The following is a 21,451-nucleotide window of genomic DNA, read 5'->3' on the forward strand; positions in this document are numbered from 1 at the left end:
AGGGATGACGGGATGATAAATCGCGTTAAAGGTTGGTTATTGGCTGCCACAGTGCTGCTGTGCGCGCAGGCTGGTGCAGCAAGCCTCTCGGATATTCAGGTGTCGAACGGGGAGAGTCAGGCCCGGATCACGTTCAGTTTTATGGGCGACCCTGAATATGCTTTTTCTCAACCAGACAGCCGCAGCGTGGCGCTGGATATCAAACAGACGGGTGTGATCCAGGGGTTGCCCTTACAGTTCAGCGGTAACAACCTGGTCAAAAGTATTCGTTCCGGTACGCCAAAAGATAGTCAGTCATTGCGCCTGGTGGTCGATCTGACCGAAAAGGGTAAAACGCGGGCGGTGAAGCAGCAAAACGGCGCGAATTATACGGTGGTCTTTACCATCAATGCCGATGCGCCTCCGCCACCGCCACCGCCGCCGGTTGTGGCGAAACGGGTGGAAGAGCCGGTTTATACCCCGCGCCCGTCTGAACCTGCGCGTAATCCGTTTAAAACCGACAACGATCGCATCACCGGCGTCACCAGCAGTAATACCGTGACGCGCCCGGCGGCCAGCGCGCGTCGGGTGGTCAGCGGTGATAAAGTGATTATCGCCATTGATGCCGGTCATGGCGGGCAGGATCCTGGTGCAATTGGTCCAGGTGGTACGCGCGAAAAAAACGTGACCATCGCCATTGCCCGTAAGCTACGGACGCTGTTGAACGATGACCCGATGTTTAAAGGCGTATTGACCCGTGACGGCGATTATTTTATCTCCGTGATGGGACGCTCAGACGTGGCGCGTAAACAAAATGCTAACTTCCTGGTCTCCATTCATGCGGATGCCGCACCAAACCGTAACGCCACGGGGGCATCGGTGTGGGTGCTGTCAAACCGTCGGGCGAACAGTGAAATGGCTAACTGGCTTGAAGAGCATGAGAAGCAGTCCGAACTGTTGGGTGGTGCGGGCGATGTGCTGGCCAACAGCCAGTCTGACCCGTATCTCAGCCAGGCGGTGCTCGATTTACAGTTCGGTCATTCTCAGCGCGTCGGGTATGATGTCGCCACCAACGTACTGAATCAGCTGCAAGGCATCGGGGCATTGCATAAACGCCGTCCGGAGCATGCGAGCCTTGGGGTTCTGCGTTCGCCGGACATTCCATCGATCCTCGTGGAAACTGGCTTTATCAGTAATAACAGCGAAGAGCGTTTGCTGGGCAGCGACAGCTATCAGCAGCAAATTGCCGAAGCGATTTATAACGGTCTGCGTAAATATTTTGAGGCTCATCCGCTGCAGTCTGCGCCGCAGGGCGGTGCAGCCCAGACGGCCAGCGCCGTGCTGCCGGGTGAAATTACCGCGACCAACTAAGGAGAATTCATGCCGATTCAGGTTCTACCGCCGCAGCTTGCGAACCAAATCGCCGCCGGTGAGGTGGTGGAGCGCCCTGCGTCGGTGGTGAAGGAGCTGGTCGAAAACAGTCTTGATGCGGGAGCCACCCGCATCGATATTGATATCGAACGTGGTGGCGCAAAGCTGATTCGCATTCGGGACAACGGGTGCGGTATCAAAAAAGAGGAGCTGGCGCTGGCGCTGGCGCGTCACGCGACCAGTAAAATCGCCTCTCTGGACGACCTGGAAGCGATCATCAGCCTCGGGTTTCGCGGCGAGGCGCTGGCCAGTATCAGCTCGGTTTCCCGTTTAACGCTGACCTCCCGAACGGCCGAACAGCAGGAAGCCTGGCAAGCCTATGCCGAAGGGCGCGATATGGACGTCACGATTAAACCTGCGGCGCATCCTGTTGGCACGACGCTCGAAGTATTGGATCTCTTCTACAACACTCCCGCCCGCCGTAAGTTTATGCGCACCGAGAAGACCGAATTCGGCCATATCGATGAGATTATCCGCCGTATCGCGCTGGCGCGTTTCGATGTCACCATCAACCTCAGCCACAACGGCAAGGTGATGCGTCAGTACCGCGCGGTAGCGGAGGGCGGGCAGAAAGAGCGTCGTCTGGGGGCAATCTGCGGTACGCCGTTTCTGGAACAGGCGCTGGCCATTGAATGGCAGCACGGTGATTTGGCCTTACGCGGTTGGGTTGCCGACCCGAACGCCAGCAGCGCCGCCTTCGCGGAGATCCAGTATTGCTACGTTAACGGCCGCATGATGCGCGACCGTCTGATCAACCACGCCATTCGTCAGGCCTGTGAAGATAAGCTCGGCGCGGATCAGCAGCCTGCGTTTGTGCTTTATCTGGAAATCGACCCGCATCAGGTTGATGTTAACGTCCATCCTGCCAAGCATGAAGTTCGGTTCCATCAGTCGCGGCTGGTGCACGATTTCATCTATCAGGGCGTGTTGAGCGTTTTGCAGCAGCAGGTTGAACCCACGCTGCCGCTGGAAAAAGAAGAGCCCGCTCCGCGTCCAATACCGGAAAACCGTGTTGCGGCGGGGCGTAACCATTTTGCCGAGCCCGCTGTCGCGCGTGAACCGGAAGCGCCACGTTTCTCGTCGGCAGGAAGCGCGCCGCGACCCACCGGTGCGAACTATCCCAACGCTCAGCCCGGCTATCAAAAGCAGCAGGGGGCGTTGTACCGCAAACTGCTGGAAACCCCCGCAGTTACGCGTAAAGAGCACAGTGAGGTACAAACGCCTTCGCTGGAAGGGCATAGTCAGAGCTTTGGCCGGGTGCTGACGATTATTGCGCCGGATATGGCGTTACTCGAACGCGAGGGCAAGCTCATGCTCCTGGCCCTGCCGGTTGCAGAACGCTGGCTAAAACAGGTGCAACTGACCCCAGGAGAAAACGCGGCTTGTGCGCAACCGCTTTTGATCCCGGTTCGACTAAAAATATCCACTGAAGAAACAAGGGTACTGCAGCGCGCAGAGGCCCAACTGGCGCAGATGGGGATTGAAATGGTACTGGAATCACAGCATGTGACAATTCGCGCAGTGCCTTTACCCTTACGCCAACAAAATTTACAAAACTTGATTCCTGAACTGATAGGCTACCTGGCGCAACAAACAACGTTTGATGCCGCCAACACCGCGCAGTGGATCGCCCGCCATTTGGCCAGCGAACATACGCCGTGGAGTATGGCGCAGGCGATTAGCGTGCTGGCAGAGGTGGAACGCCTTTGCCCGCATCTGGTGAAAGCACCGCCGGGTGGATTATTACAACCTGTTGATTTACAAACGGCGATGACTGCCCTTAAAGATGATTGATGTCAGTAAGGCGAGCCTGCCTAAGGCGATTTTTTTGATGGGCCCTACGGCCTCCGGCAAAACGGCGTTGGCCATTGAGCTACGTAAAGTTTTGCCCGTAGAGTTGATTAGTGTCGATTCTGCCCTCATCTACCGAGGAATGGACATCGGCACGGCGAAGCCCGACGCAGACGAACTGCGCGCGGCTCCGCATCGTTTGCTGGACATTCTCGACCCGGCGCAGGCCTACTCCGCAGCGGATTTTCGCCGCGATGCCTTAGCCGAGATGGCCGAGATAACGGCGGCGGGACGTATACCGCTGTTGGTTGGCGGCACCATGCTCTATTTCAAGGCGTTGCTGGAGGGGCTCTCTCCTCTGCCATCGGCGGACCCTGAAATAAGAGCAAAAATCGAACAGCAGGCGGCAGAGCAGGGATGGGACGTTTTGCATCAGCAACTGGCAGAGATTGACCCGGTTGCCGCGGCACGGATCCATCCAAATGATCCGCAAAGGCTTTCCCGGGCACTGGAAGTTTTTTTCATTTCGGGTAAAACTTTAACGGAACTGACGCAAACGTCAGGAGACGCTCTGCCGTATCAGGTGCATCAGTTCGCTATCGCCCCGGCGAGCCGTGAACTGCTCCATCAACGAATTGAGCAGCGTTTTCATCAGATGTTGGCTTCAGATTTTGAAGCAGAAGTGCGGGCGTTATTTGCCCGTGGAGATTTGCATACGGACATGCCTTCCGTTCGTTGTGTGGGATACCGCCAGATGTGGTCATATCTTGAAGGCGAGATTTCATATGATGAAATGGTTTATAGAGGTGTTTGCGCCACGAGACAGTTAGCGAAGCGCCAGATCACCTGGTTGCGCGGTTGGGAAGGGGTTCACTGGTTAGACAGCGAAAAACCGCAACAGGCGCTAAACGAAGTGATTGAGGTTATTGGTGATATCGCTCACTGAATGTGTACAATTGAGACGTATCGTGCGCAATTTTTCAGAATCGCAAGGTTCTAAGTACAAAACAAGCATATAAGGAAAAGATAGAATGGCTAAGGGGCAATCTTTACAAGATCCGTTCCTGAACGCATTGCGTCGGGAACGTGTTCCAGTTTCTATTTATTTGGTGAATGGTATTAAGCTGCAAGGTCAGATTGAGTCTTTCGATCAGTTCGTGATCCTGTTGAAAAACACGGTCAGCCAGATGGTCTACAAGCACGCTATTTCTACTGTTGTTCCGTCCCGTCCGGTATCTCATCACAGCAATAACGCTGGCGGCGGCACTGGTAGTAACTACCATCATGGCAGCAACGCGCAGGGTTCTTCTGCTCCTGCGCAGGACAGCGACGAGACCGAATAAGGTTTCGCACTGTTATCCACACGGGGAGCCAGGGATCCTGCGTTCCCCGCTGATATTTTTAGAGGGTTTTACGCTTGTTTGACCGTTATGATGCCGGTGAGCAGGCGGTGCTGGTACACATCTATTTTTCGCAAGACAAAGATATGGAAGACCTCCAGGAGTTTGAATCTCTGGTCTCTTCCGCCGGTGTCGAAGCAATGCAGGTGATTACCGGTAGCCGTAAAGCGCCGCACCCAAAGTATTTTGTTGGTGAAGGTAAAGCAGTAGAAATTGCGGATGCCGTAAAAGCAACCGGTGCGTCAGTCGTGTTGTTTGATCATGCGCTGTCTCCGGCTCAGGAGCGTAACCTGGAAGCGCTTTGCGAATGCCGTGTTATCGATCGCACGGGGTTGATTTTAGATATTTTTGCTCAGCGTGCACGTACCCACGAGGGTAAGCTGCAGGTTGAGCTGGCGCAGTTGCGCCATCTGGCCACGCGTCTTGTACGTGGCTGGACCCACCTTGAACGACAAAAAGGCGGGATTGGTTTGCGCGGTCCGGGTGAAACCCAGCTCGAAACCGACCGCCGTTTGCTGCGCGGCCGTATTACCCAGATCCTCTCTCGTCTGGAAAGAGTCGAGAAACAGCGTGAGCAGGGACGTCGGGCGCGTACGAAAGCCGACATCCCGACGGTGTCGCTGGTGGGGTATACCAACGCCGGTAAATCCACCCTGTTTAACCAGATTACCGAGGCCCAGGTCTATGCCGCAGACCAGCTGTTTGCGACCCTGGACCCAACGTTGCGTCGTATCGATGTGGCGGATGTGGGTGAAACCGTGCTGGCGGATACCGTAGGGTTTATCCGCCACCTGCCGCATGATCTGGTGGCCGCGTTTAATGCCACCCTGCAGGAGACGCGTCAGGCGACCCTGCTGCTGCACGTGATTGATGCTGCAGATGTCCGCGTGCAGGAAAACATCGACGCGGTGAATGTGGTGCTCGAAGAGATCGAGGCCCACGAGATCCCAACGCTGTTGGTGATGAACAAGATCGACATGCTGGATGATTTTGAGCCGCGTATCGATCGTGATGAAGAGAACAAACCAATTCGGGTCTGGCTTTCCGCCCAGACCGGTATTGGCGTGCCACTGCTTTTCCAGGCTTTGACAGAACGTCTTTCCGGTGAGGTAGCCCAGCACACGCTGCGACTGCCACCACAGGAAGGCAGGCTGCGCAGCCGGTTTTATCAGCTTCAGGCGATAGAAAAAGAGTGGATGGAGGATGACGGCAGCGTGGGGATGCAGGTGCGTATGCCGATCGTTGACTGGCGTCGCCTCTGTAAACAAGAACCTGCGCTGGTCGACTATATCGTCTGATCGGAAAGGGGATGCCTGAATAATTCGCCCTTGCATAACAAATATGGAGCATATACATGGCGTGGAATCAGCCCGGTAATAACGGACAGGACCGCGACCCGTGGGGAAGCAGCAATAATCAAGGCGGCAACTCTGGGGGAAATGGCAACAAAGGTGGTCGCGATCAGGGGCCGCCGGATCTGGATGATATCTTCCGCAAGCTAAGCAAGAAGCTTGGTGGGCTTGGTGGAGGAAAAGGGTCTGGCTCGGGTGGCAATTCTACCCAGGGCCCGCGCCCGCAAATGGGTGGTCGCATCGTGGGCATTGTGGCCGCTGCCGTGGTCATCATCTGGGCTGCCAGCGGGTTCTACACCATTAAAGAAGCCGAGCGCGGCGTGGTCACCCGTTTTGGTAAGTTCAGCCATCTGGTTGAGCCGGGCCTGAACTGGAAACCGACCTTCATTGACGACGTCACTGCTGTGAACGTGGAGTCGGTGCGTGAGCTGGCCGCTTCCGGCGTGATGCTTACCTCTGATGAGAACGTAGTGCGCGTTGAGATGAACGTGCAATATCGTGTTACGGACCCAGAACGTTATCTGTTTAGCGTGACCAGTGCCGATGACAGCCTGCGTCAGGCGACCGACAGCGCCTTGCGTGGCGTGATCGGTAAATACACCATGGACCGCATTCTGACTGAAGGTCGTACCGTTATTCGTAGCGATACCCAGCGTGAGCTGGAAGAGACCATTCGTCCGTACAACATGGGTATCACCCTGCTGGACGTCAACTTCCAGGCTGCTCGTCCGCCGGAAGAGGTGAAAGCCGCGTTTGATGACGCGATTGCCGCGCGTGAGAACGAACAGCAGTACATCCGTGAAGCGGAAGCGTACGCCAACGAAGTTCAGCCACGTGCTAACGGTCAGGCGCAGCGTATTCTTGAAGAAGCACGCGCGTATAAGACCCAGACCATCCTGGAAGCGCAGGGTGAGGTGGCTCGTTTCGCGAAAATTCTGCCGGAATATAAAGCGGCTCCGGAAATTACCCGCGAGCGTCTCTATATCGAAACCATGGAAAAAGTGCTGAGCCATACACGTAAAGTGCTGGTTAACGACAGCAAAGGTGGAAACCTGATGGTACTGCCGCTGGATCAGATGCTGAAAGGCGGTTCTGCACCGGCAGCAAAAGATAACAGCGGTGCGAATAACCTGCTGCGTCTGCCACCTGCATCGTCCGGTAGCTCCAGCGCAACAACCACGCCTTCTTCGAACGATGGTGACATTATGGACCAACGCCGTGCTAACGCGCAGCGTAACGACTACCAGCGTCAGGGGGAATAAGGATGCGTAAGTCAGTTATTGCGATCATCGTCATCGTACTGGTCGTACTTTATACCTCTATCTTTGTGGTGAAAGAGGGCGAGCGCGGGATTAAGTTCCAGTTCAGCAGCGTCGTCCGTGACAGTGACAAGCGTCCGGTGATTTATGAGCCGGGTCTGCACTTCAAGGTTCCTTTTATCCAGTCAGTGAAGACGCTTGATGCGCGTATCCAGACCATGGATAACCAGGCCGACCGTTTCGTGACTAAAGAGAAGAAAGACCTGATCGTTGACTCTTATATCAAGTGGCGTATCAGTGATTTCAGCCGTTACTTCCTGGCAACGGGCGGCGGTGATGTTTCTCAGGCGGAAGTGCTGTTGAAACGTAAATTCTCTGACCGTCTGCGTTCTGAAATTGGTCGTCTGGATGTGAAAGACATCGTGACCGACTCTCGTGGTCGTCTGACGCTGGAAGTGCGCGATGCGCTGAACTCCGGCACCGCGGGTACGGAAGACGAAGTTGAAACGCCAGCAGCGGACGATGCAATTGCTAAAGCGGCGGAACGTGTTCAGGCTGAAACCAATGGTAAAGTGCCTGTAATCAACCCGAACAGTATGGCTGCGCTGGGTATCGAAGTGGTGGATGTGCGTATTAAGCAGATCAACCTGCCGGCGGAAGTGTCTGAGGCGATTTACAACCGTATGCGCGCCGAGCGTGAAGCGGTAGCCCGTCGTCACCGTTCACAGGGTCAGGAAGAAGCGGAAAAACTGCGTGCAGCCGCGGACTACGAAGTGACCAAGACGCTGGCGGAATCTGAGCGTCAGGGCCGTATCCTGCGTGGTGAAGGTGATGCGGAAGCCGCGAAACTGTTCGCCGATGCGTTTAGCCAGGATCCAGACTTCTACGCCTTTATCCGTAGCCTGCGCGCTTACGAGAATAGCTTCCAGAGCAACCAGGATGTGATGGTGCTCAGCCCGGACAGCGATTTCTTCCGTTATATGAAGACGCCGACTAACGCAACGCGATAAACTCAGTCTCGTTTGAGTATTCAAACCACCGCTCTTAACGGAGCGGTGGTTTTCTTTTATAAGGATTAAAAATGAATTCAACGATCTGGCTGGCACTGGCGCTGGTTTTAGTCCTGGAAGGTCTGGGCCCGATGCTCTATCCGCGCGCCTGGCGTCGCATGATCGCCACCCTGAGCCAGTTGCCGGATAATATTTTGCGCCGATTCGGCGGCGGTCTTGTGGTTGCTGGCATTGTTATCTACTACATGTTGAGGAAAACGATTGGCTGATCAAAAAGTGATCGGTTTTGGCATATTTTGGGGTCAAAAAGTGCTGTATATCTGAAAAAGCGATGGTAGAATCCATTTTTAAGCAAACGGTGATTTTGAAAAAAATGGGTAACAACGTCGTCGTACTGGGCACCCAATGGGGTGACGAAGGTAAAGGGAAGATTGTTGATCTTCTGACTGAACGGGCTAAATATGTTGTACGCTACCAGGGCGGTCACAACGCAGGCCATACTCTCGTAATCAACGGTGAAAAAACCGTCCTCCATCTTATTCCATCAGGCATTCTCCGCGAAAACGTCACCAGCATCATCGGTAACGGCGTAGTGCTGTCTCCGGCTGCGCTGATGAAAGAGATGAAAGGTCTGGAAGACCGTGGTATCCCGGTTCGCGAGCGTCTGCTGCTCTCCGAAGCCTGCCCGCTGATCCTTGATTATCACGTGGCGCTGGACGTTGAGCGTGAAAAAGCGCGTGGCGCGAAAGCGATCGGCACCACCGGTCGTGGTATCGGCCCGGCTTATGAAGACAAAGTGGCTCGTCGCGGTCTGCGCGTGGGCGACCTGTTCGATAAAGCCACCTTCGCTGAAAAACTGAAAGAAGTGATGGAATATCACAACTTCCAGTTGGTGAACTTCTACAAAGCAGACGCTGTTGACTACCAGAAAGTGCTGGATGATGTCATGGCGATTGCAGACATTCTGACCGGCATGGTAGTTGATGTGTCCGATCTGCTGGACCAGGCGCGCAAGCGTGGCGATTTCGTCATGTTCGAAGGTGCGCAGGGTACGCTGCTGGATATCGACCACGGTACCTATCCGTACGTAACCTCCTCTAACACCACCGCAGGTGGCGTGGCGACCGGCTCTGGCCTGGGTCCACGTTATGTGGATTACGTTCTGGGCATCATCAAAGCGTACTCCACTCGCGTGGGTGCGGGTCCATTCCCGACCGAGCTGTTTGATGAAACCGGCGAGTTCCTGTGCAAGCAAGGTAACGAGTTTGGCGCGACCACCGGTCGTCGTCGTCGTACCGGCTGGCTGGATGCAGTGGCTGTGCGTCGTGCAGTGCAGATCAACTCCCTGTCTGGCTTCTGCCTGACCAAACTGGACGTCCTGGACGGCCTGAAAGAGGTGAAAATCTGCGTCGGTTACCGCATGCCGGATGGCCGTGAAGTGACCACCACTCCGCTGGCTGCTGATGACTGGGAAGGTATCGAGCCAATCTACGAAACCATGCCAGGCTGGTCTGAGACCACTTTCGGTGTGAAAGAGCGTAGCGGCCTGCCACAGGCAGCGCTGGATTACATCAAGCGCATTGAAGAACTGACCGAAGTGCCGATCGACATTATCTCTACCGGCCCGGATCGTACTGAAACGATGATCCTGCGCGACCCGTTCGACGCATAATCTTCGTGACTGCTGGCCTGCGGGAAAACCCGTAGGCCGGATAAGCGTAGCGCCATCCGGCGACCGCTCCTGGATATCCGCTTTTTCGCCCCGTCTGTCAAATAAATTAGCCCCTAACTATCTGGCTGGTTTATCATCATTAATGAATATCTCTGCGGTTTTACCGCGTTTTCCCTTTTTTCCTGAGGTTGATGTGCAGTTAACAAGTTTCACCGATTACGGCTTACGCGCGCTAATCTACATGGCGTCGTTACCCGATGGGAAAATGACCAGTATCTCTGAAGTGACAGAGGTCTACGGCGTGTCCCGTAATCATATGGTCAAAATAATCAATCAACTTAGTCGTGCCGGATACGTTGCTGCCGTCCGCGGGAAAAATGGTGGGATCCGTCTCGGTAAACCGGCGCAAAGTATTCGTATTGGGGATGTGGTGCGTGAACTGGAACCCTTGTCTCTGGTGAACTGCAGCAGTGAGTTCTGCCACATTACCCCCGCTTGTCGCCTGAAACAGGCGCTTTCTCTGGCCGTGCAAAGTTTTCTTAAGGAACTGGATAACTACACGCTGGCCGATTTGGTTGAAGAGAATCAACCGCTTTATAAATTATTGCTGGTGGAATGAAGAAAATTTCCACCGGAGCTGACAACGGAGGAACCGATATGTCACATGATCCTTTCCAGGAACGCGAAGCTGAAAAATACGCGAATCCTATCCCCAGCCGCGAGTTCATCATTGAACACTTAACAAAACGCGAAAAACCCGCCAATCGTGAAGAACTTGCTGTTGAATTAAACATTGAAGGTGAAGAGCAAACTGAAGCCCTTCGCCGCCGCCTGCGCGCCATGGAGCGCGACGGGCAACTGGTCTTTACCCGCCGCCAGTGCTATGCGCTGCCAGAACGCCTCGACCTGTTGAAAGGGACCGTCATTGGTCACCGCGACGGTTACGGTTTTTTGCGCATAGAGGGCCGCAAAGACGACCTCTACCTCTCATCCGAACAGATGAAGATGTGTATTCACGGCGACCAGATCCTGGCGCAACCGTTGGGTGCCGATCGTAAAGGCCGTCGCGAAGCACGCGTGGTTCGCGTGCTGGTGCCAAAAACCAGCCAGATCGTTGGCCGCTACTTTACCGATGCCGGTGTAGGCTTTGTGGTACCGGATGACAGCCGTCTGAGCTTCGATATCCTGATCCCGCCTGAAGAGGTGATGGGCGCGCGCATGGGCTTTGTGGTAGTAGTGGAACTTACCCAACGTCCAACGCGTCGCACCAAAGCGGTAGGTAAAATCGTCGAAGTGCTGGGCGATAACATGGGTACCGGCATGGCTGTTGATATGGCCCTGCGTACGCATGAGATCCCTTACATCTGGCCAAAAGCGGTTGAAGAGCAGATTGTGGGTCTGAAGGAAGAGGTGCCGGAAGAGTCCAAAGCGGGGCGCGTGGATCTCCGCAGTTTGCCGCTGGTCACCATTGATGGTGAAGATGCCCGCGACTTCGATGACGCCGTATACTGCGAGAAAAAACGTGGCGGCGGCTGGCGTCTGTGGGTTGCTATCGCCGACGTGAGCTATTACGTTCGTCCCCATACGCCGCTCGATAACGAAGCGCGCAGCCGTGGTACGTCGGTTTACTTCCCGTCTCAGGTGGTACCGATGCTGCCGGAAGTGCTTTCCAACGGCCTCTGTTCCCTGAACCCGCAGGTTGATCGCCTGTGTATGGTTTGCGAGATGACCATCTCCAGTAAAGGTCGCTTAACCGGTTATAAATTCTACGAAGCGGTAATGAGCTCCCATGCGCGTCTGACCTATACCAAGGTCTGGCATATGCTGCAGGGCGATCAGGATCTGCGTGAACAGTATGCGCCGCTGGTGAAGCACATCGAAGAGTTGCATAACCTCTACAAAACGCTGGATCAGGCACGTGAAGAACGCGGCGGGATCTCGTTTGAGAGCGAAGAGGCGAAGTTCATTTTCAACGCTGAACGCCGCATTGAGCGTATTGAACAGACCCAGCGTAACGATGCGCATAAGCTGATCGAAGAGTGTATGATCCTGGCGAACATCTCGGCGGCCCGTTTTGTCGAGAAAGCTAAAGAGCCGGCGCTGTTCCGTATCCACGATAAACCGTCGACGGAAGCCATTACCGCGTTCCGCTCCGTACTGGCTGAACTCGGTCTGGAGCTGCCTGGCGGTAACAAGCCAGAGCCGCGCGATTATGCCGAGCTGCTGGAATCCATTGGCGATCGTCCGGATGCAGAAATGCTGCAGACCATGCTGCTGCGCTCCATGAAGCAGGCGATTTACGACCCGGAAAACCGGGGTCACTTCGGTCTGGCGCTGCAGTCTTACGCGCACTTTACATCGCCGATCCGCCGTTATCCGGACCTGTCTTTGCACCGTGCGATCAAGTATCTGCTGGCGCAGGAGCAGGGCCATAAAGGAAACACGACTGAAACCGGCGGGTACCACTATTCAATGGAAGAGATGCTGCAGCTTGGCCAGCACTGTTCCATGACCGAACGCCGTGCCGATGAAGCGACGCGCGAAGTCTCTGACTGGCTGAAATGCGACTTTATGCTGGATCAGGTCGGTAACATTTTCAAAGGTGTTATCGCCAGCGTGACCGGGTTTGGTTTCTTTGTTCGCCTTGACGAGCTGTTTATCGACGGTCTGGTGCATGTCTCCAGCCTCGATAACGACTATTATCGTTTCGACCAGGTTGGACAGCGCCTGATTGGTGAATCGGGTGGACAGACCTATCGCCTTGGCGATCGGGTGGAAGTCAAAGTCGAAGCCGTCAACATGGACGAGCGTAAGATTGACTTCAGTCTGATCTCCAGCGAGCGCGCGCCGCGCAACGTAGGTAAAACCGCGCGTGAGAAGGCGAAAAAAGGCGGTAACGGCAACGCGAGCGGCAAACGTCGTCAGGCGGGTAAGAAAGTGAACTTCGAGCCAGACAGCGCCTTCCGCGGTGAGAAAAAGCAGAAGCCAAAAGCGGCGAAGAAAGAGGCTCGCAAGGCGAAAAAGCCGTCCGCGAAAACACAGAAAATTGCTGCTGCGACCAAAGCGAAGCGCGCAGCGAAGAAACAGCAGGCGGAGTAAATTCTCCCCTCACCCTGACCCTCTCCCCACTGGGGAGAGGGGGAAATACCTTTTATGAGAATCATCAATGAGTGAAATGATTTACGGCATCCACGCGGTGCAGGCCCTGCTGGAGCGCGCACCGGAGCGTTTTCAGGAAGTGTTCATTCTGAAAGGGCGTGAAGACAAACGTCTGATGCCGCTGATCCACGCACTGGAAGCGCAGGGCGTGGTGATCCAGCTGGCCAACCGCCAGTTCCTGGATGAGAAAAGTGAAGGCGCGGTTCACCAGGGGATTATTGCCCGCGTGAAGCCAGGCCGTCAGTATCAGGAAAACGATCTGCCGGATCTGATCGCCGCACTGGATAACCCGTTCTTCCTGATCCTTGATGGCGTGACCGATCCGCACAACCTCGGCGCGTGCCTGCGCAGCGCCGATGCGGCGGGCGTGCACGCGGTGATCGTACCGAAAGATCGTTCTGCACAACTGAACGCAACGGCGAAGAAAGTGGCCTGCGGTGCAGCGGAAAACGTTCCGCTGATCCGCGTCACCAACCTGGCGCGCACCATGCGTATGCTGCAGGAAGAGAATATCTGGATCGTCGGTACCGCCGGTGAAGCAGATCATACTCTGTATCAGAGCAAAATGACCGGCCGTCTGGCGCTGGTAATGGGTGCGGAAGGTGAAGGCATGCGTCGCCTGACGCGTGAGCACTGCGACGAGCTGATAAGCATCCCGATGGCGGGCAGCGTGTCGTCCCTGAACGTTTCTGTTGCAACGGGTATTTGCCTGTTTGAAGCGGTACGTCAGCGCGGCGAATAAACAGCAAGGCCGTCCTGTGGACGGCCTTTTGTGTTTTATCTCTCTCCCGGTGGGTGAGGGCACCAGACGGTGACAACCTTACTCCTCTAACGCCCGCAAATGGTCATCCTTCCTGAGCGTCATCAGCGCCACAATACTCACGACCGCCGTCGCCATCACGTAATATGCCGGAATGTCGAGGTTTCCCGTCTCCTTAATCAACCCGGTAATAATAAGCCCCGCACACCCCGAGAAAATGGCATTCGACAAGGAATACGCCAGACCAAGCCCGGTATAGCGTACACGCGTCGGGAACATCTCTGAGAGCATTGCCGGCCCTGGACCTGCCAGCATGCCCACCAGACCGCCAGCTATCAATACCACGATCGCTTTTACCGCGAGGGTACTGGACTCCGCCTGCAGAATTTTCAGCAGCGGCAGGGCGAGGATCAGCAGTAACGCGGTGGCGATAATCATCACCGTGCGGCGGCCAATCCTGTCGCTCAGGATCCCCGACGGAATAATGGTGAGCGCAAAGCCGACATTCGAAATCACGGCTATCAACAGTGCCTGGTTAAATCCGGTGTGCAGTGCCGATTGCAGATAGGTTGGCATAATCACCAGATAGGTATATCCCGCCGCCGACCAGACCATCACCCGGCCAATTCCCATCACGATCGCTTTAATTGTGGCGACGGTACTGGCCTGCGCGATCAGCGGTTTTTCCTGCTGCTGCACGAAGCTCGGCGTCTCTTCCATACTCACCCGCAACCAGAGCGCCACCACCCCCATAGGCAGGGCCAGGAAAAATGGGATACGCCAGCCCCAGTCGTGCAGGGCTTCCGGTGTCAGTAAGGCAGAAAGCAAGGCGACAATACCCGCGCCCGCTAATAGCCCCAGCGCCACCGTGAACGATTGCCATGCGCCATACAGACCACGTTTACCGCGTGGTGCAAATTCCGTCATCAAGGAAACCGCACCACCGTACTCACCCCCCGCGAACAATCCCTGCAGGATGCGCAGCAACGTAACGATCAGCGGCGCAGCGATACTGATGCTGGCATAGACTGGCACAACACCGATGGCGGCGGTGGCGAGCGTCATCAGCACCAGCACAATAATCAGCGTCGGTTTGCGGCCAATCCGGTCGCCGATGCGGCCAAACACCACCGCCCCCAGTGGGCGGAAAAAGAAAGCGATGGCAAACGAGGCGTAGGTGAGGATCAGGCTGGTCAGCCCCGACTCGCCTTCAAGCTGGAAGAAGTTTTTTGCAATCACGGTGGCCAGAAAGCCGTAGACCGCAAACTCATACCACTCGATGAAATTACCAATGGAGCCTGCAATTAACGCACGCTTATGCGCATTCGGTTGCATAACTTTCCTCACTGAAAGGGGTAAGAATAAATTATTCAATAAAAGTGAAGTGATGAAATAGTTTATTCTTATGTTCTGTGAGCTATTTCACGAATGATATCAGCGGGATCGCTACCGTGTGACCTTACTCCCATGCAGCGTGCACAGGGTCTGTCCATACTTATCTTCATTGCCACTGAAGGAGGGAGACAGCATGCACTGGCAAACACATACCGTTTTTAACCAACCCGCACCGCTTTCGAACAGCAACCTTTTTCTCTCTGATTGTGCCCTGCGTGACGCGGTGGCCCGCGAAGGCGCGGAGTGGGATAGCGAGTTGCTGGCTAGTATCGGCCAGCAGTTAGGTACGGCGGAGTCGCTGGAGCTTGGCAGGCTGGCGAACGTCAATCCGCCGGAGTTACTTCGCTATGACCCCACCGGTGAGCGGCTGGATGATGTCCGTTTTCACCCCGCCTGGCATCTTCTGATGCAGGGGCTGTGCGCTAACCGGGTGCATAACCTGGCGTGGGAAGAGGAGGCGCGTAAAGGCTCCTTTGTCGCTCGCGCCGCGCGCTTCGTGTTGCATGCTCAGGTTGAGGCCGGAACGCTGTGCCCCGTGACCATGACGTTTGCCGCCACGCCGCTGCTGCAACAGGCGCTCCCTGAACCTTTTCAGAACTGGCTCACGCCGCTACTGAGCGATCGTTATGATCCTCACCTTGCCCCTGGAGCCCAAAAGCGCGGCCTGCTGATCGGCATGGGGATGACGGAAAAACAGGGCGGATCGGACGTGCTCAGCAACACTACCAAAGCAGAAAAGTGCAGCGACGGCAGCTACCGGCTGGTGGGTCATAAATGGTTTTTCTCCGTGCCACAAAGCGATGCGCATCTGGTGCTGGCGCAGGCGAAAGGCGGGTTGTCCTGCTTTTTTGTTCCTCGCTTTTTGCCTGACGGGCAGCGCAACGCCGTGCGCCTGGAGCGGCTGAAAGACAAGCTCGGCAACCGCTCTAACGCCAGCAGTGAAGCGGAGTTTCTGGATGCGTCCGGCTGGCTGTTAGGGGAAGAGGGGGAAGGGGTACGACAGATCCTCCGCATGGGCGGGTTAACGCGTTTTGACTGTGCTCTGGGCAGCCATGGGTTGATGCGTCGGGCATTATCCGTGGCGCTGTACCACGCCCATCAGCGGCAGACGTTCGGGAAAAACCTCATCGATCAGCCGCTGATGCGCGACGTCCTGAGCCGCATGGCGCTGGTGCTGGAGGGGCAAACGGCGCTGCTGTTTCGCCTTGCCCGGGCGTGGGATAAACGCGCCGATCCGCAGGAGGCGGCCTGGGCGCGGCTTTTCACACCAGCCGCGAAATTCAGCGTCTGCAAAGCGGGTATCCCGTTCGTGGCAGAGGCGATGGAGGTGTTGGGCGGCATCGGGTACTGTGAGGAGAGTGAACTCCCCCGCCTGTATCGCGAGATGCCGGTGAATAGCATCTGGGAAGGCTCAGGGAACATCATGTGTCTGGATGTTCTGCGCGTTCTGGCGAAGCAGCCGGGTATGTTCGATCTGCTGGCAGAGGATTTTGCGCAGGTGAAAGGTCAGGACAGACACTTCGATCGCAGCTGGCGGCAGTTGCAGCAAAAACTGCGTAAACCGCAGGAGGCGCAGGGGCGGGAGATTGCGCATCAGCTATTCCTGCTGGGCGCCGGAAGCCAGATGCTGCGGCACGCCTCTCCGCCCGTCGCGCAGGCGTGGTGCCGCATGATGCTGGATACCCGTGGCGGCACGCTGATGACAGAGCAGGTTCAAAGCGATCTTCTGCTACGCGCCACGGGCAGGGTAGGCTAGTTTTTAAGCTGGAACAGGCTCACCAGTTGAGTGAGGTGCGACCCTTTCTCGCGCAGTGATTGTGCGGTTTGCTCGCTGCGCGAGACGCGATCGGCGTTGATGTGGGAGGCTTCACCAATATGGGTCATGGCCAGATTCACCTGACGGATCCCCGCCGACTGTTCGCGGGATGCATGGTTAATCTCGGTCACCAGTTGGTTGATGTTATCGATGTGCGCGATGATGGCATCCATCGCCAGACGCGTCTGCTCTGAGAGCGCATGGCCTTCACTCACCTTGTTCAGCGTGTCGCCAATCAGCTGCTCAATCTCTTTCACCGCATTAGCGCTGCGTGCCGCCAGGGCGCGCACTTCCTGCGCGACCACAGCAAACCCTTTTCCGTGTTCGCCGGCGCGTGCTGCTTCAACCGCTGCATTAAGCGCCAGAATGTTAGTCTGGAAAGCAATCGACTCAATCACGCGCGTGATGTCCTCGATGCGCTTTGAGGCGTCGCGAATATCGTCCATGGTGGAGACTGCGTTCGTCACCGTCTCGCCCCCCTGATGCACCGCGCGTGAGGTTTCCCCCACCAGCTGCTGCGTCTGTTCCATATTGGCCGCGTTTTGCTGCACGGTTGCGGCGAGTTGTTCCATACTCGCGGAGGTCTCTTCAACGCTACTGGCCTGTTTGTTGATCTGCTCTGAGATCTCACCGGTATCAGAGGCCAGGGCGTTAGTGCCCAGATGGATCTCGCCTGCGGCTTCGCGTACCTGCAGGACAATCTTTTGCAGACCGCCGCCGATCCCGTTGATGGCGTCGATAAGCTGGCCAACCTCATCCTGGCGGGTAACGGACAGGCTGGCACGCAGATCGCCTGCCGCATATTGTCGGGCAAGATGAATGACGTTACGCAACGGGCGCGTCAGCATGCGACGAATGATGATGACAAACAGCGCGGCAAACAGGACTGACAGCACCACGCCTGCCAGCAGGAAGCGATCCCGCATCGTGGTGACGCTTGAAAGCAGGACCGATTTATCCACTTCCCCCACAATGGTCCAGTTCCAGCCTGGCAGCGGCGTATAGGCCATTTTCAGTATGCGACCATCCTCACTTGTGCGTTCCAGCGTGCCCGGGGTATTGCTCAGCAACTGCTGCTGGGTGGCGCTGTCCCACTCAGGAAGCTGGCCTTCCCGGTTCGAGTGGAAAAGGAACTGTCCGCGCGTTTTACCGTTGCTGCGATCCAGCACGAAGAAGTGTCCGCTGTCACCTAAACGACGATTGAGGATTTTTTCGCGCATCACGTTCCAGGAGTGGGTGATATCCACACCAACAAAAATGATCCCAATGACCTGGCCTTCTGCGTTTTTGAACGGCTGATACTGGGTGATATAGCGCTTGCCGAACAGCAACGCCAGACCGCGATAGACCTCGCCTTTGGTGACGGCCGCATAGGCCGGACTGGCTGTGTCCAGAACGGTACCCATTGCCCGATCGCCGTTCTCTTTGCGCAGGGAGGTGGCGACACGGACAAAGTCATTACCGCTACGCACAAACAGGGTCGAGATTGCCCCTGTACGCGTCAGGAAGTCGTCAGAAAGTGCATTGTTTTCATGCAGGCCCGTTTCACTCCCTTTCAGAAGGGGAACGCTAAGCCCGTTAATGGTCTGGAGTTGACTGCTGTCGACGCTCAAAGGCTGCGGTAAAAAGGTGGTGAACAGCCGGGTATAGCTCTCGACCTCTTCGCTCAGACTGGTGTTAAACATCTGTACCATATCAACCATACCGGTGGACTGGTTATGCAGGTCTTCTACCGCAAGGGCTTCAAGCTGCTGGCTGGCTTTATGGCTGAGCAGAAAAGTGAAAAGCAGAAACAGCGTGGCGACACTCACGCCGGTAAGAAGCGATAGCTTTGCGCCCAGACCCGCACGGCGAAAAAAGGTGATCATAAATTGCTCATTATTGAAAAGGTATGGCTTTTCAACGGCAGGACAGAGCTAACATTTACTTAAATAATGTAACAAAATGTTATCAAATTGTTTTTAATGGGGTTGAAAGAAGATAAAAAATTTGCAAAAACGAAAAGCCACTAAAAATAAGTGGCTTTTATCGGAGGTGATTAGACGTAGAGAATAGCCTGTACGCGCCAATGATCGCTGCGGTTATCTTCCTGCATCTGAATAATTCGATACCAGGAAGCGCCCTGTTCATCGGCTTTTAGTGCCACGACACGTTCAACATCTTGCGGGCTCCCCGAAATGTTATTGACGGAGATCTGGCCAATTTCATTAAGGCCAGTGACGCAATCAGCACTGGCGAATTCTGCTGACTGTGCAGTCGTGCTCACAAGGCCTACTGAGAGCAACAGAGAGGTCAAAGCAAGAGTTCGTTTCATTGTCAGCTCCATTTCACATTTCTCCGGTATCCGCCGGGCACTCCTTCGCAAATAAACTCACTTCCATTGTCGCGGGCATGGAGTTTATTGTGGACAGGAAAATGTCTATGGACGCAAAGCAGTGTAAATGTCGTTCAAATGAAGATCGTTATTTACGGTACAAAATAGCCTGTGAATACCACTGTCCCGTAATGATGGTTTCATCGATCATAATGATGACGTAATAATCTGCTTTGGCGGCGGCAGCTTGCGCCTTTATTGACTCCTCTGCGTCATCCGGGGATCCGCGAACCAGCGCGGAGACGGTACCCATTCGTTGTAATCCTTCCGTCTGATTACGACGAATCTCCTGCGGATGGTCGGCGACCGGGGGAGCGGGTTGCGGTGTCCCCTGTAGCGCACTACAGCCACTGAGCAGTAACAGCAACAATAAAGTAGCAAACCTGCGCATAACCATATCTCGTTTCCTGATAGCCATAGTGTAGTTGTCTGCGAATTTAGTTTTGGGGGAATGTTCCCGAAGTGTTATCTGGTACGTATATTTCGAATGAAAATATCGTGAAAGCGTAATCCAGTTCTCAACATTATGAATCATTCATCAGCACAGGGTCGACAATGATTGAAATTGAAACTCGCCGCCTCGGCAATCATGAAATATTACACGCTATCCCTGCGGGAAAAAGTGCACACCCGCTGCCTGTTGTGGTTTTTTATCATGGCTTTACTTCATCGAAGCTGGTGTACAGCTACTTTGCGGTGGCGCTGGCGCAGGCCGGTTTTCGGGTTGTGATGCCGGATGCGCCCGATCACGGTGCACGTTTTACCGGTGATGAACAGGTGCGACTGGGGCAGTTCTGGCAGATTTTGCACGGTAGCCTTACCGAATTTGCCGGGCTGCGCGATGCGCTTTACCAGGCGGGGCTGGTGGCGGATCAACGGCTGTCGGTGGCCGGCGCATCGATGGGGGGAATGACGGCGCTCGGGATAATGGCTCGTCACCCTGAGGTGACCTCCGTGGCGTGCCTGATGGGCTCGGGCTATTTTACGTCATTGTCAAAAACGCTGTTTCCACCGCAAGACGCGACGGAGATTGATGCGTTGCTGGCCGAATGGGAAGTGACCCGGGCGTTACCGCGTCTGGCCGATCGCCCGTTGCTGTTGTGGCATGGTGACGCGGATGATGTGGTGCCCCCTGGCGAAACCTTCCGTCTCCAGCAGGCACTACAGCGCGAAGGGCTGGACGGCAACCTGACCTGCCTGTGGGAAGCGGGGGTTCGCCACCGTATCACGCCAGCGGCGCTGGACGCGACGGTGGACTTTTTCCGCCAGCATCTTTAAACGCGCAGAATTTTGACGCCCTGATCTTCCAGCTTCTGGAGGATCTCTGGATTGGCATGTTTGCCGGTGATCACCATGTCAATCTGTTCGGCGCGGCTGAACAACATGCCAGCTCGCTCGCCGACTTTACTGCTGTCGACCAGTACGACGAGCTTGCCCACGACGTTAAGCATATTTTGCTCTGCCATCGCGGTTAACATGTCGGTTTTGTAGAGCCCGTCCGCGGTCAGGCCTTTGCCGCTGGTAAACATCCAGTGCCCGGCGTAGAGGCTGTTTTCGCTATCCTGGGGACTGAGGGTAATGGACTGGCTCTTATTATACTGGCCGCCCATGATCACCACGCTTTCATGTTCCTGATCGATAAGATAGTTAGCCAGCGGCAGATAGTTGGTGATGATTTGCACCGGTTTACCGCACATCTCGCGGCCCAGCAGAAATGCCGTGGAGCCGCAGTTGATCACCACGCTCTCACCCGGGTTGACCAGCTGTGATGCGGCTCTGGCAATGCGCACTTTTTCATCGTGGTTTTGCGCCTGATGGATGTTCATCGGCGTCCAGCGGGGGCGCTGCTGGCTGATGGCTTCCGCGCCGTTACGGACTTTTTTCAGCTTACCGCTCTCATCCAGTTTGTTGATATCTCGTCGTGCCGTCGCGGGGGAAATCCCTAAACGTTCGATCACTTTCTCGACGGTGATAAACCCTGTTTGCGCCAGGAGTTCCAGTAATATTTGATGCCGTTGCGCTTCCGTCATGAGCTATTCCGATAAGAATTGAT

At 55.5% G+C, this 21,451-nt stretch carries 19 protein-coding genes; 14 read left to right on the forward strand and 5 right to left on the reverse strand.

Annotated elements, in window-relative coordinates; translation table 11 throughout:
- Positions 1–12 precede the first annotated feature (12 nt).
- From amiB to rlmB, 12 genes are all read left to right on the forward strand, one after another.
- Positions 13–1,350, forward strand: coding sequence for an N-acetylmuramoyl-L-alanine amidase AmiB (gene amiB, locus ACMWKA_RS14075; RefSeq protein WP_414760346.1), 1,338 nt, complete (start codon positions 13–15; stop codon positions 1,348–1,350).
- A gap of 9 nt (positions 1,351–1,359) precedes the next feature.
- Entirely contained in the window at positions 1,360–3,204 is a 1,845-nt protein-coding gene (gene mutL / locus ACMWKA_RS14080) for a DNA mismatch repair endonuclease MutL (protein WP_414760347.1), read from the forward strand.
- Positions 3,197–4,147, forward strand: a complete 951-nt coding sequence (gene miaA, locus ACMWKA_RS14085) for a tRNA (adenosine(37)-N6)-dimethylallyltransferase MiaA (protein WP_058660621.1) — start codon at positions 3,197–3,199, stop codon at positions 4,145–4,147. Before mutL ends, miaA begins: the two co-directional genes overlap by 8 nt.
- Positions 4,148–4,232: 85 nt before the next feature.
- Positions 4,233–4,544, forward strand: coding sequence for an RNA chaperone Hfq (gene hfq / locus ACMWKA_RS14090; protein ID WP_013095287.1), 312 nt, complete (start codon positions 4,233–4,235; stop codon positions 4,542–4,544).
- A gap of 74 nt (positions 4,545–4,618) precedes the next feature.
- The gene (gene hflX / locus ACMWKA_RS14095; RefSeq protein WP_414760348.1) at positions 4,619–5,899 is read left to right on the forward strand and encodes a ribosome rescue GTPase HflX; all 1,281 of its coding nucleotides are present in this window, start codon (positions 4,619–4,621) and stop codon (positions 5,897–5,899) included.
- Positions 5,900–5,955: 56 nt separating this feature from the next.
- Complete coding sequence (hflK, locus tag ACMWKA_RS14100) at positions 5,956–7,215, forward strand: FtsH protease activity modulator HflK (RefSeq protein WP_013095289.1); 1,260 nt, start codon at positions 5,956–5,958, stop codon at positions 7,213–7,215.
- Positions 7,216–7,217: 2 nt separating this feature from the next.
- Positions 7,218–8,222, forward strand: coding sequence for a protease modulator HflC (gene hflC / locus ACMWKA_RS14105; RefSeq protein WP_013095290.1), 1,005 nt, complete (start codon positions 7,218–7,220; stop codon positions 8,220–8,222).
- A 71-nt stretch (positions 8,223–8,293) separates the two neighbouring features.
- Complete coding sequence (locus tag ACMWKA_RS14110) at positions 8,294–8,491, forward strand: DUF2065 domain-containing protein (RefSeq protein ID WP_013095291.1); 198 nt, start codon at positions 8,294–8,296, stop codon at positions 8,489–8,491.
- A 104-nt stretch (positions 8,492–8,595) separates the two neighbouring features.
- Complete coding sequence (locus ACMWKA_RS14115; RefSeq protein WP_414760384.1) at positions 8,596–9,894, forward strand: adenylosuccinate synthase; 1,299 nt, start codon at positions 8,596–8,598, stop codon at positions 9,892–9,894.
- 193 nt (positions 9,895–10,087) lie between these two features.
- Positions 10,088–10,513 (forward strand): nitric oxide-sensing transcriptional repressor NsrR, encoded by a 426-nt coding sequence (gene nsrR, locus ACMWKA_RS14120; RefSeq protein ID WP_014830384.1) that lies wholly within the window; start codon positions 10,088–10,090, stop codon positions 10,511–10,513.
- A gap of 38 nt (positions 10,514–10,551) precedes the next feature.
- Positions 10,552–12,993, forward strand: coding sequence for a ribonuclease R (gene rnr / locus ACMWKA_RS14125; protein WP_414760349.1), 2,442 nt, complete (start codon positions 10,552–10,554; stop codon positions 12,991–12,993).
- Between the two features lie 67 nt (positions 12,994–13,060).
- Positions 13,061–13,795: a 23S rRNA (guanosine(2251)-2'-O)-methyltransferase RlmB gene (gene rlmB, locus ACMWKA_RS14130; protein WP_013095294.1), complete on the forward strand. Its 735-nt coding sequence runs from the start codon at positions 13,061–13,063 to the stop codon at positions 13,793–13,795.
- A gap of 78 nt (positions 13,796–13,873) precedes the next feature.
- Here rlmB and ACMWKA_RS14135 read toward each other — a convergent pair whose 3' ends face one another.
- The gene (locus tag ACMWKA_RS14135; protein WP_414760350.1) at positions 13,874–15,148 is read right to left on the reverse strand and encodes an MFS transporter; all 1,275 of its coding nucleotides are present in this window, start codon (positions 15,146–15,148) and stop codon (positions 13,874–13,876) included.
- Between the two features lie 193 nt (positions 15,149–15,341).
- On the opposite strand from ACMWKA_RS14135, the gene ACMWKA_RS14140 reads away from it, so the two are divergent.
- Positions 15,342–16,964: an isovaleryl-CoA dehydrogenase gene (locus tag ACMWKA_RS14140; RefSeq protein ID WP_013095296.1), complete on the forward strand. Its 1,623-nt coding sequence runs from the start codon at positions 15,342–15,344 to the stop codon at positions 16,962–16,964.
- Here ACMWKA_RS14140 and ACMWKA_RS14145 read toward each other — a convergent pair.
- The 3 genes from ACMWKA_RS14145 to bsmA form a co-directional block, all read right to left on the reverse strand.
- The gene (locus tag ACMWKA_RS14145; RefSeq protein WP_161657645.1) at positions 16,961–18,892 is read right to left on the reverse strand and encodes a methyl-accepting chemotaxis protein; all 1,932 of its coding nucleotides are present in this window, start codon (positions 18,890–18,892) and stop codon (positions 16,961–16,963) included. The genes ACMWKA_RS14140 and ACMWKA_RS14145 overlap by 4 nt on opposite strands.
- A gap of 170 nt (positions 18,893–19,062) precedes the next feature.
- Entirely contained in the window at positions 19,063–19,350 is a 288-nt protein-coding gene (gene yjfN / locus ACMWKA_RS14150) for a DUF1471 family protease activator YjfN (RefSeq protein WP_013095298.1), read from the reverse strand.
- A gap of 136 nt (positions 19,351–19,486) precedes the next feature.
- Positions 19,487–19,816, reverse strand: a complete 330-nt coding sequence (bsmA, locus tag ACMWKA_RS14155; protein WP_071843255.1) for a biofilm peroxide resistance protein BsmA — start codon at positions 19,814–19,816, stop codon at positions 19,487–19,489.
- 137 nt (positions 19,817–19,953) lie between these two features.
- Here bsmA and yjfP point away from each other — a divergent pair, with 137 nt between their 5' ends.
- Positions 19,954–20,676, forward strand: a complete 723-nt coding sequence (gene yjfP / locus ACMWKA_RS14160) for an esterase (RefSeq protein WP_414760351.1) — start codon at positions 19,954–19,956, stop codon at positions 20,674–20,676.
- Here yjfP and ulaR read toward each other — a convergent pair.
- Positions 20,673–21,428 (reverse strand): HTH-type transcriptional regulator UlaR, encoded by a 756-nt coding sequence (ulaR, locus tag ACMWKA_RS14165; protein WP_013095301.1) that lies wholly within the window; start codon positions 21,426–21,428, stop codon positions 20,673–20,675. The genes yjfP and ulaR overlap by 4 nt on opposite strands.
- Positions 21,429–21,451 lie beyond the last annotated feature (23 nt).

Source organism: Enterobacter sp. 03-F-07-AD-ECC, from assembly GCF_047530935.1.
GTDB classification, from domain to species: domain Bacteria; phylum Pseudomonadota; class Gammaproteobacteria; order Enterobacterales; family Enterobacteriaceae; genus Enterobacter; species Enterobacter cloacae.

What these genes read in the sequence shown, in the direction of transcription:
- amiB (WP_414760346.1), top strand. Translation starts at nt 13, where the DNA reads ATGATAAATCGCGTTAAAGGTTGGTTATTGGCTGCCACAGTGCTGCTG.
- mutL (WP_414760347.1), top strand. Translation starts at nt 1,360, where the DNA reads ATGCCGATTCAGGTTCTACCGCCGCAGCTTGCGAACCAAATCGCCGCC.
- miaA (WP_058660621.1), top strand. Translation starts at nt 3,197, where the DNA reads ATGATTGATGTCAGTAAGGCGAGCCTGCCTAAGGCGATTTTTTTGATG.
- hfq (WP_013095287.1), top strand. Translation starts at nt 4,233, where the DNA reads ATGGCTAAGGGGCAATCTTTACAAGATCCGTTCCTGAACGCATTGCGT.
- hflK (WP_013095289.1), top strand. Translation starts at nt 5,956, where the DNA reads ATGGCGTGGAATCAGCCCGGTAATAACGGACAGGACCGCGACCCGTGG.
- hflC (WP_013095290.1), top strand. Translation starts at nt 7,218, where the DNA reads ATGCGTAAGTCAGTTATTGCGATCATCGTCATCGTACTGGTCGTACTT.
- ACMWKA_RS14110 (WP_013095291.1), top strand. Translation starts at nt 8,294, where the DNA reads ATGAATTCAACGATCTGGCTGGCACTGGCGCTGGTTTTAGTCCTGGAA.
- ACMWKA_RS14115 (WP_414760384.1), top strand. Translation starts at nt 8,596, where the DNA reads ATGGGTAACAACGTCGTCGTACTGGGCACCCAATGGGGTGACGAAGGT.
- rnr (WP_414760349.1), top strand. Translation starts at nt 10,552, where the DNA reads ATGTCACATGATCCTTTCCAGGAACGCGAAGCTGAAAAATACGCGAAT.
- rlmB (WP_013095294.1), top strand. Translation starts at nt 13,061, where the DNA reads ATGAGTGAAATGATTTACGGCATCCACGCGGTGCAGGCCCTGCTGGAG.
- ACMWKA_RS14135 (WP_414760350.1), bottom strand. Translation starts at nt 15,148, where the DNA reads ATGCAACCGAATGCGCATAAGCGTGCGTTAATTGCAGGCTCCATTGGT.
- ACMWKA_RS14140 (WP_013095296.1), top strand. Translation starts at nt 15,342, where the DNA reads ATGCACTGGCAAACACATACCGTTTTTAACCAACCCGCACCGCTTTCG.
- ACMWKA_RS14145 (WP_161657645.1), bottom strand. Translation starts at nt 18,892, where the DNA reads ATGATCACCTTTTTTCGCCGTGCGGGTCTGGGCGCAAAGCTATCGCTT.
- yjfN (WP_013095298.1), bottom strand. Translation starts at nt 19,350, where the DNA reads ATGGAGCTGACAATGAAACGAACTCTTGCTTTGACCTCTCTGTTGCTC.
- bsmA (WP_071843255.1), bottom strand. Translation starts at nt 19,816, where the DNA reads ATGGCTATCAGGAAACGAGATATGGTTATGCGCAGGTTTGCTACTTTA.
- yjfP (WP_414760351.1), top strand. Translation starts at nt 19,954, where the DNA reads ATGATTGAAATTGAAACTCGCCGCCTCGGCAATCATGAAATATTACAC.
- ulaR (WP_013095301.1), bottom strand. Translation starts at nt 21,428, where the DNA reads ATGACGGAAGCGCAACGGCATCAAATATTACTGGAACTCCTGGCGCAA.